We start from the raw sequence: 9,529 nt of genomic DNA, 5'->3' as shown, positions 1-9,529 counted from the left end.
TCAAAACGTCGTGAGACAGTTTGGTTCATATCCATCGCGGGCGCAAGAAGTTTGAAGGGAGCTGCTCCTAGTACGAGAGGACCGGAGTGGACGGATCAATGGTGTACCGGTTGTCGTGCCAACGGCATGGCCGGAAAGCTACATCCGGAAGGGATAAACGCTGAAAGCATCTAAGTGTGAAGCCCACCTTAAGATGAGACTTCTCATCAGAAATGAGTAAGATTCCTTATAGACTATGAGGTAGATAGGCTGCAAGTGGAAGAGCCGTAAGGTTTGGAGCGATGCAGTACTAATAGATCGAGGTCTTAACTAAAACACTTTGAGAAAACGCAGATGAAAAATTCTTCTATATAGTTTTGAGAGAACACTCTCAGAAACAGTGGCGATAGCTGTGAGGATACACCCGTACCCATGCCGAACACGGTAGTTAAGCTCACAAACGTCGAAAGTACTTGGTTGGAAGCGACCCGGGAGGATAGAAAGCCGCTGATTAGAAAAAGCACATGTTATGAACATAGTGCTTTTTTTATTTATGTAAAAGGCTTTCTATCCGATCGGGGAACCCGGGATAGCGTGCGAACCGATTTGAAGGAGCGAAAGCAACGCACAAAGAGAGTGAGTAGCATGTAGAAGCAAGTAGCGAACGCCTTTTGAAGGAGCGAAGCAACGCACAAAAGGCAGTGAGTCACTATGCGGCACTGATAGAAAGCCGCTGATTAGAAAAAGCACATGTGATGAACATAGTGCTTTTTTTATTTATGTAAAAGGCTTTCTATCCGACCGGGGGTATATATCAATTGTTATATTTATTATTATTTTGATAGTATGTGAACGAAAATTTAGTAATAATATTATTTAAAATTTAAGTTGAATATTTAAGGTGAATAATATTATTATATAAAAGGTATAAGAAAAATGATAAAAATATATAAAGATTGTATTATCGGGTATATTTAAATATGGAAATTGGGGGATGAGGATGTCAAATTCAAAATTTTTGAGATTTGGTATATTATTGTGTCTGGTGGGTGGAGTTCTAATTCATTCCAATGGGGGTGTGAGAGCTGAAGACGGATTTGTTACAAATCCGGTAGCGATTGCTGAAGGGTCTTATTCTTTTGCATCGGGACAGAATTCTATAGCGAAAGGTGAAGATGCCGTAGCGCTGAGTGGCGGACATGCCACGGGGAAAAGAGCTGTATCAATCGGACAATTTTCTTCAGCATCCGGAGATGATGCAATTGCTGTAGGAAAAGAAACAAATGCAGGGAAAGAGTCAGCTGCTTTTGGTATTCGTGCTTCTGCAACGGGAGAAAAATCTTCCGCTTTCGGTGTTGAGGCTTCTGCATCCGGAGACGGTTCGTTTGCATTCGGACAAGGCCAAGCGTTAGGAAAGTATTCTGTGGCGATGGGAGTCGGTACAGTATATGCAAATAAAAATAATAGTGTTGCCATCGGATCTACAGTAAATGCATATGGGATGGCTTCGGCTGCAATAGGGCAGAGTTCTTTTGCGAATGGAGACTTCAGTATCGCTTTGAGTGGAAATGCATATGGAAATTATTCTATAACCGCTGGACATGACTCTCTTACTTTATATGATGATCAAGTTGCAATTGGAACTCGTTCCCTTGCAACCCGTAAGGCGGGAGAAGTCGGATTATTTGCGAAGGATAATCATTCAGCGGAGTGGAAAGCTACAAACAGTTCCGTTTCTATAGGTGCCGATTTAGAAGAAATCAAGGAAAGCGATCCCGACATTTATGAAAATTTATTACATGGAAACCCTGGAAAGTATAACAAAATTACCCGACAGCTTACCGGTGTAGCGGCAGGCAGTCGTGATACCGATGCGGTAAATGTGGCACAACTGAAAGTTCTTAATGAAAAAATTCATAATGCAGGTGCGGTTGCCGGAGCATTGGCAGCGTTGAAGCCGCTGGATTTCGATCCGGATGATAAGTTGAATTTTGCAGTTGGCTATGGAAAATTTGACGAGTATAATGCAATTGCGTTAGGGGCATTTTATCGTCCAAATGAAAGAGTTCTTTTGAATTTAGGTATGGCAAAAGCGAAAGATGAAAAAATTTTAAATTTCGGTGTCGCTTTCCGATTCGGTAAAGGTGTGGCTGTGACGGTAAGTAAGAGTGAATTGGCGAGTCAGGTAAAAAAGCAAGAAGAAATGATACATACTCAACAGGGAAAGATTACCGAATTAACTGAAAGGGTATCTGATTTGACACGACAAATGTCAACTATGCAACAACAAATTAATGAACTTCGTGCTTTAGTGACAAAATAATAATGTATGTGTAAGAATAAAAATCCGCTCAAGAAAGCGGGTTTTTATTTATCTATAAGATTAAAATTTTTATCAGTATAGGTTTATAGTTGTTTTATTTTCTTTTTGATAATGTTTGCAAAAAAATATTATTTTTTCTTGCGTATTTTTTTTATATTGGTATACTGTAGTTAGGATGTCCCGTTTGGGACAATTACAATTGAATAAAGCAAAACATAGAATCTTCCTAAGTAGGAACGGTATGTAGGCTGTTTATTCGAGATTTGATTTTATTGAATTTGCGTGAGGTATGTGCATTCGGTGTATTTTTCGGTACATCGGCTTAAATTCGTAAAACAAATCTGTAAGTCGGAAATTCTTTTTTATTTCGATAAAAGAGTTTTTGATTATTAAATGTTTTGCACTGAAAAGTGCAGTATTCATGTAGGGGAGGAACTATGAGTACGAAAGATGCAATTTATGAATTTTACGGAAAAATATCTTTAAAAAAGGCGGTTCCGTTCGGTTTGCAGCATGTGCTTGCAATGTTTGTCGCAAATATTGCTCCTATACTTATAGTAACCGGAGTTGTAAAAATGCCGGCACATGAGGCGGGAGCGCTTGTTCAGGCTGCGATGATTATCGCCGGAGTCGGTTCGCTTCTTCAAATGTTTCCGTTTTGGAAAATAGGTAGCGGTCTTCCGATTATTATGGGTATAAGTTTTACTTTCGTTTCCGTATTTTGTGTTATAGGGACTAAGTACGGATATGGAGCGGTTCTCGGTGCGGCGCTGGTAGGCGGAATTTTGGAAGGAACGCTCGGTTTGGGTGCAAAATGGTGGAGAAAGCTTGTACCTCCGATTGTATCTGCGAGTGTAGTTACCGCAATCGGATTTTCATTGCTTCCGATAGGTGCAAATTCTTTCGGCGGGGGATTCGGAAATCCGAATTTCGGTGATGCAAATTATCTTATTGTGGGAACTGTAACTTTGGTATCTTGCTTGGCGTTTAATATTTTTGCGAAATCATTTTATAAGCAGCTTTCGGTATTGTTCGGTCTTGTTGTCGGATATATAACGGCATATTTCTTCGGTATGGTGAATCTCGGTCGTTTGACAACGGTTTCTCTTTTCTCGGTGCCGTCATTTATGCCTTATCCTATGGAATTTCATTGGGACGCGATACTTTCGGTAGCACTTATATTCCTTGTTTCTGCGACTGAAACGTTGGGAGATACGTCTGCACTTGCAACAATGGGATTTTCAAAGGATGCGGGGGATAAGGAAATAACCGGAGCAATAACTGTTGACGGTTATATAAGCAGTTTGTCATCAATTTTCGGATGTATGCCGATTACTTCATTCAGTCAGAATGTAGGACTTATAGCAATGACGGGTGTTGTCAACAGAAAGGCAATTGCATCGGGTGCGGTTATTATGATTCTTGCGGGATTGTTCCCGTCATTGGGTGTAATTCTTGCTTCACTTCCGGATGCGGTTTTGGGCGGTTGCACACTTATGATGTTCGGTTCAATTGTGGTCAGCGGTGTCAGAATGATAAGTCAGTGCGGATATTCGCAGAGAAATATGAGTATAGTTGCACTTTCGTTGTCAATCGGTTTGGGATTTACACAGTCGCCGCAAATTTTCCGTATTTTCCCTGATTTGATAAAGAGTGTTTTTGCGGAAAATTGTGTTGCGGTAGTGTTTATAGTAGCTATTATATTGAATTTGATTTTCCCTAAAGATAAAGAAATAGAAGAATAATATGAAAACCGTTTATTTCAAAATAATTTGGAATGAACGGTTTTTTTGTATGTTTTATATTCAAATATTTTTATAACACTTTAATTTAAACGGTAAAATGTTAAATTTAAGGATTATAATGATAATTATCTGTTGATATATCTGTTTAACTTATGTTAAAATGAGTTAAAATTCTAATAGGAGGAGTAAGAAATGACAAAGGAAGAAATGAAACGACTTGTTTGCAAGACGATTGATGATTATGCCGAACAGATTAAAGATTTGGCTATTAATATTCAGTTGGAACCTGAGTTAGGGTTTAAGGAAAAAAAGACGTCTGCAAAGATAGCCAAATTTATGAAAAATTTAGGTTTGGAAGTTGAGACGGGTCTTGCTTTGACAGGTGTAAAGTCTAAGGTTTGCGGAAAGAAAGACGGTCCTACTGTTGCGGTTATATCCGAGTTGGACGCTGTAGGTACGCCTGATGATCCTCGTTGCGATCCGATGACGGGTGCTGCTCATACGTGCGGACATTTCTTACAGATGGCTTCAATGATGGCTGCCTGTGCCGGTATTGTAAAATCCGGAGTTATGAAAGAACTTGCAGGAAATGCCGTATTTTTTGCCGTACCGGCGGAAGAATACGTTGAAATAGATTTTCGTAAACGCATGATTGATGAAGGTAAACTTCATTTCCTCGGCGGAAAGAGTGAACTTGTATATAGAGGATGTTTTGATGATATCGATATGTCAATGATGATGCATTCTCAAGGGGATGCACCTGAAAATTCCGTATACATCGGAACTTCAAGTAACGGTTTTGTGGGTAAGCTTGTGAGATACAAGGGTAAGGCCGCACATGCCGCAAATGCGCCTCATGAGGGTGTAAATGCGTTGAATGCCGCTTGTTTGGGTATTATGGGTGTTAATGCTCTTCGTGAAACTTTCAAGGAAGATGATATGGTTCGTGTTCATCCGATTATTACCAAGGGCGGAGATCTTGTAAATTGCGTTCCGGCCGATGTACGTTTGGAGCTTTATGTACGCGGTAAGACTATGGATGCCATAGATAATGTACATAAGCGTGTAGATGCGGCGTTTAAGGCAGGCGGAGATGCTGTGGGAGCTGAAACGATAATCGAAACATTGCCGGGTATGCTTCCGCTTCATTGCAGTAAGGCTATGAATGAACTTTTCGTAAATAATATCAGGTTTGAATCTCCGTCAACGGAAATAAAGGAAACCGGTCATTTTACGGCTTCTACCGATATGGGTGATATTTCACATTTGATGCCGACAATTCATCCGTTTATCGGAGGCGCAAAGGGCGGTCTTCACACGAAGGAGTTTGAAGTTACAAGCTTTGAGGCTGCCGGAATTTTACCGGGTAAGGCATTTGCAATGAATATCATAGATTTGCTTTATGATAATGCACAGGTTGCAAAGGAAATTATAGATAAAGAAAAACCGTTGCTTACAAAAGAAGAGTACCTGGCGAAAATGGAATCATATTTCAGCCGGTAACTCTGCAGTTATGGGAGGAACCTTGTATGAAAAACCTTAAATTGCACTTAATAGTATTGGTGCTTGTAGTAGTTTCGGAAATTATCGGAACAAAGGCTATAAATATAGGTGTCGGTAAGATAGTATTTTTACCGATGATGTATGCTTTGATTATGGGTGTATTTACGGCACCTCGTTTTACAAAAATTTCTTCCGATAAAGAAATTAAAACGGCAAGCGGACTTTTGGGAATTACGCTTATGCTTTTGATGTCTCGTTACGGTACGCTTGTAGGTCCGACATTACCTAAGATTTTAGCTGCATCCCCTGCACTGATATTGCAAGAGTTCGGAAATATCGGAACTGTATTGGTAGGGATTCCTCTCGCAGTATTTTTCGGACTTAAGAGAGAATCTATAGGTGCGGCACATTCTATTGCACGTGAACCGAATGTTGCGCTCATAGGTGAGCGTTTCGGTTTGGATTCTGCGGAAGGCCGCGGTGTAATGGGTGTGTATATTTGCGGCACAGTTATAGGAACAATTTTCTTCGGACTTATGGCAAGTATTGCCGCAGCTTGTTTACCGTTTCATCCGCTTGCACTTGCCATGGCGGCAGGTGTAGGTTCGGCAAGTATGATGACTGCCGCTGTCGGTTCGCTTTCGGCAATGTATCCGCAAATGGCGGATCAGTTGGCGGCGTTCGGTGCGGCAAGTAATATGCTTTCAGGTCTTGACGGATTATACATGAGTATTTGGCTTGCTCTTCCGCTTTCGGAATGGCTTTATAAGAAATGTTACAGATTGAAATATGGAAAAAATCCTGAAAAATCTCTTGTAAGTGCTTTAACAGGCAAAGAGATAAAACAGTCTGAAAACGAACCGGAAGAAGGAGGCGAATAATATGAAATTGACAGAAATTGCACAGGTATTGGTTATAACAGGTGCTATGTCGCTTGTGGCAAATACTGTAGGTACAAATAATGCATTGGCCGATTCATGGATCGGTATGTTGATTTTGATTGTTATCGCCTTTGTCGGAATGGTATTGGGAAAATATCTTCCCGGTAATGTTCCCGGTGCTGCGTACATAGTAACTTTGGGATGTATAATTACATATCCGGGATTTCCGGGATCTGAATTTGTAAACAATGCTGTAAAACATGTAGGATTTTTGCAACTTTGTACACCGATACTTGCGTATGCAGGTATTGCGATTTGTAAAGATTTGGATGTTTTCGTAAAGAGCAGTTGGAGAATTGTAATTGTAAGTGCGGTAGTATTTATCGGTACATATATCGGTTCGGCAATAATAGCACAATTTATACTTATGAGTATGGGACAAATATAAAATAAAAAATGTACATTTTGCGGTGATTTCCGTAAAATGTACATTTTTTTATTTCTTGTTTACCTGCATATAGTAGAACATATATTGCTGCATTATTCCGGCATTTGTTTTGTAATTGTTGAACGGATTTATACCTTCATATTCGTTTTTTATTATTCTTTCTATCCATACGTCTACCGGAGCACGATTGGTTCTTCCGTATGCAAAAAGTGCCACGCAATTTGCAACTTTTATTCCCACTCCGGGGAAAATTTTCAATGTTTCTATAAGTTTTTCGTCATTATATGCGTAAAGTTCTTCTAAATTTATTTCGCCTTTTCGAATAATTTGAGTTGTTTTGTAAATATAAGGAGCACGATATCCGAGTCCGCAGCTTTCCAAGTCTTTAAGTGCAAGTTCGCTCAATGTTTCGATTGTAGGGAAGGTGTATATCGTTTCGTAATCCGTAGTTTTTTTATTTCCTGCGAGTATGCAGAGTTTTTCTATTGCACTTCGTATCGCCGGTATACTTTTTCTTTGTGATGTAATGAATGTAATTAGCATTTCCCACGGATCTTGATTGAGTATGCGTATTCCTCTTCCTGTACGTGCCGATTTAATAAGGAAAGTGTCGTTTTCAGGAATTTGTTTTCTTATTTCTTTGTAGTTTCTTTCCATATCGAAATAATTTTTCCATACTTTGTTCCATGTACGTTCATCACAAGATATTTCATATGCGTCATCACTCTTTTTTCGTATATATATTATTTCATCGTTTGTGATGAATCTGTAAATGTTTTCTTCAATTTCTTTTCCTCGAAAACATTGTCCGCTGTTTATGATTTTTGTCAAATCGAAGTCGTCGTTAATTTTTATTTCCATAGTTTACTCCTTAATAGAATTAATTACATTATATCAAATGAAAATGCGGCTTGTTATTTAATAAGTTTTCGATAACACTATATTAATAAAATTGAATATAATTTGCTTGATATATGTGCGGTTTTAAACTATAATGATAATGCTCGATATAAAAGGTCGTTCAGTGATTAATTTGGAATATAATCTAAGAGGTGTTTGATATGAAAAGTATTTATGATTTTTCAGTAAAGACAATTTCAGGAGAGGAAAAGTCTTTAGCCGATTATAAGGGTAAGGTTATGCTTATTGTAAATACTGCAAGCAAGTGCGGTTTTACTTATCAGTATGACGGTTTGGAAGCTTTGTACAAGAAGTATAAAGATAAGGGATTTGTAGTTTTAGGTTTTCCGAGCAATCAGTTTTTGCATCAGGAACCGGGCAGTGATTCGGAGATTGCATCATTTTGCCGTTTGAATCATGGCGTTACATTCCCGCTTTTTGCAAAGGGTGATGTTCGTGGTGAAAATGCTCAGCCTTTGTTCAAGTTTTTGACTTCAAAGTGCGGTTTTATGAAATGTCAGTACGACTGCGAAGAAGGAAAAGATTTGCTTGGTTTCCTCAAATCGGATTTCCCGAGTTTTATTTTAGGTGATTCAATAAAGTGGAACTTCACAAAATTTTTGGTAAATCGTGAAGGTGAAGTGGTAGCACGTTTCGAACCGATTACAAAACCTGAAAAGATAGAGTCTTCAATTGAGAAATTGCTCTAAAATATATTGTGCATGGTTTCCATGCACTTTTATTTTGCTATTTATTTTATGGATAAAATTATGTAATATATTATATATATCTGTTTTGAATCGAGGTGAATTTCGTGAAAAAATTTTTCTTTTTCGATATTGACGGAACTTTAAGGTCAAGGGTGCATGACAATTATTCCGACAGTACATTGGAGGCTTTGCATTTATTAAGAAAAAACGGGCATTTTGTCGCTTTGGCTACCGGACGTATTCAAGACGATGCAAAAGAGATTGCAAAAGAACTTGAGGTGGAGTCTTTTATCTCCGACGGAGGTAATGCTCTTACCGTAAATGGCGAGTTGATTTACCATGACGGGCTTCCTATTGATACATGCCATAAGTTTTTGAACGGGTTGGATCCCGAAAAATATCCTGCTGCCGTTGTTATAGATAATGCTCGTGAACGTCATGCAAACAGTTTACTTTATAAAAAAGTCGTTCCGGATGAGTATTATAAAACTTTTACGGATACTTCTCTTGATTTTAACGATTTGGACAGAATTTATAAAATATTTCTCGGTGTAAATTCCGGTGATCGTTTCAGTATAGATTTTCACGGTTTGACTTATTTTTGGTATGAAGACGATACCATGCTTATAGAACCGGTTAATAAGGAACGCGGTATTTTTGAAATGATGAAGAGATACGGTGTTAATGACGATCAAATAGTTGTTTTCGGTGACGGTAAAAATGATGAGGCCATGTTCAGACCGGAGTGGATGAGTGTGGCTATGGGAAATTCTCATCAGAAATTGAAAAATCTTTCAAAATATGTGACGGATTCGGTTGATGATGACGGCATTTACAACGCATGTAAAAAGTTCGGCTGGATATAATATAAAAAAACAGTCTGGTTATAATAGTTTATAAAAATATGACAAAAATATATATCCTGAGTTTAATCAGTGTTTATGCTGAGTTTCAGGGATTTTTGTCATTTTTTGTTGCATTTTTCAGTTTGACAAATGTATGCAGTCTTTATAGAATTAGAGTTAATTGATATTGTTTTT

Annotated in this window: 8 protein-coding genes and 2 rRNA genes; 9 read left to right on the top strand and 1 reads right to left on the bottom strand. The window is 38.5% G+C overall.

All coding sequences use genetic code 11. The features are described 5' to 3' along the window. From P6922_RS01790 to P6922_RS01760, 7 genes are all read left to right on the top strand, one after another. Positions 1–313, top strand: a 23S ribosomal RNA gene (locus tag P6922_RS01790); the annotation flags it as partial. A gap of 62 nt (positions 314–375) precedes the next feature. Next, positions 376–492: ribosomal RNA gene (rrf, locus tag P6922_RS01785) — 5S ribosomal RNA — on the top strand. A 487-nt stretch (positions 493–979) separates the two neighbouring features. Further along, positions 980–2,302, top strand: coding sequence for a YadA-like family protein (locus tag P6922_RS01780; protein ID WP_276873790.1), 1,323 nt, complete (start codon positions 980–982; stop codon positions 2,300–2,302). Between the two features lie 437 nt (positions 2,303–2,739). Continuing rightward, on the top strand, positions 2,740–4,047 hold the full coding sequence (locus P6922_RS01775) for a uracil-xanthine permease family protein (protein ID WP_276873787.1): 1,308 nt from the start codon (positions 2,740–2,742) through the stop codon (positions 4,045–4,047). A gap of 192 nt (positions 4,048–4,239) precedes the next feature. Then, positions 4,240–5,550 carry an amidohydrolase gene (locus P6922_RS01770; protein ID WP_276873784.1) on the top strand — a complete coding sequence of 437 codons (1,311 nt, stop codon included), beginning with the start codon at positions 4,240–4,242 and terminating at the stop codon, positions 5,548–5,550. 26 nt (positions 5,551–5,576) lie between these two features. After that, on the top strand, positions 5,577–6,431 hold the full coding sequence (locus tag P6922_RS01765; RefSeq protein ID WP_276873781.1) for a DUF3100 domain-containing protein: 855 nt from the start codon (positions 5,577–5,579) through the stop codon (positions 6,429–6,431). Between the two features lies 1 nt (position 6,432). Next, a complete protein-coding gene (locus P6922_RS01760) occupies positions 6,433–6,879 on the top strand; it encodes a DUF340 domain-containing protein (RefSeq protein WP_276873778.1) in 447 nt (148 codons plus the stop codon). A gap of 48 nt (positions 6,880–6,927) precedes the next feature. Here the strand turns inward: P6922_RS01760 and P6922_RS01755 are convergent, their stop codons facing one another. Next, positions 6,928–7,740: a DNA glycosylase gene (locus tag P6922_RS01755; RefSeq protein ID WP_276873775.1), complete on the bottom strand. Its 813-nt coding sequence runs from the start codon at positions 7,738–7,740 to the stop codon at positions 6,928–6,930. 200 nt (positions 7,741–7,940) lie between these two features. On the opposite strand from P6922_RS01755, the gene P6922_RS01750 reads away from it, so the two are divergent. Beyond that, positions 7,941–8,489: a glutathione peroxidase gene (locus P6922_RS01750; RefSeq protein WP_007555767.1), complete on the top strand. Its 549-nt coding sequence runs from the start codon at positions 7,941–7,943 to the stop codon at positions 8,487–8,489. A 104-nt stretch (positions 8,490–8,593) separates the two neighbouring features. Then, positions 8,594–9,355, top strand: a complete 762-nt coding sequence (locus P6922_RS01745; protein WP_276873772.1) for an HAD-IIB family hydrolase — start codon at positions 8,594–8,596, stop codon at positions 9,353–9,355. Positions 9,356–9,529 lie beyond the last annotated feature (174 nt).

Origin of the sequence: Dialister micraerophilus (genome assembly GCF_947090205.1) — a bacterium.
In the GTDB taxonomy this organism is placed as follows: domain Bacteria; phylum Bacillota; class Negativicutes; order Veillonellales; family Dialisteraceae; genus Dialister; species Dialister micraerophilus.
Note: the sequence above shows the minus strand (reverse complement) of the source record. Positions and strands in the feature narration are given on the sequence as shown.

What these genes read in the sequence shown, in the direction of transcription:
- P6922_RS01755 (WP_276873775.1), bottom strand. Translation starts at nt 7,740, where the DNA reads ATGGAAATAAAAATTAACGACGACTTCGATTTGACAAAAATCATAAAC.
- P6922_RS01780 (WP_276873790.1), top strand. Translation starts at nt 980, where the DNA reads ATGTCAAATTCAAAATTTTTGAGATTTGGTATATTATTGTGTCTGGTG.
- P6922_RS01770 (WP_276873784.1), top strand. Translation starts at nt 4,240, where the DNA reads ATGACAAAGGAAGAAATGAAACGACTTGTTTGCAAGACGATTGATGAT.
- P6922_RS01765 (WP_276873781.1), top strand. Translation starts at nt 5,577, where the DNA reads ATGAAAAACCTTAAATTGCACTTAATAGTATTGGTGCTTGTAGTAGTT.
- P6922_RS01750 (WP_007555767.1), top strand. Translation starts at nt 7,941, where the DNA reads ATGAAAAGTATTTATGATTTTTCAGTAAAGACAATTTCAGGAGAGGAA.
- P6922_RS01760 (WP_276873778.1), top strand. Translation starts at nt 6,433, where the DNA reads ATGAAATTGACAGAAATTGCACAGGTATTGGTTATAACAGGTGCTATG.
- P6922_RS01775 (WP_276873787.1), top strand. Translation starts at nt 2,740, where the DNA reads ATGAGTACGAAAGATGCAATTTATGAATTTTACGGAAAAATATCTTTA.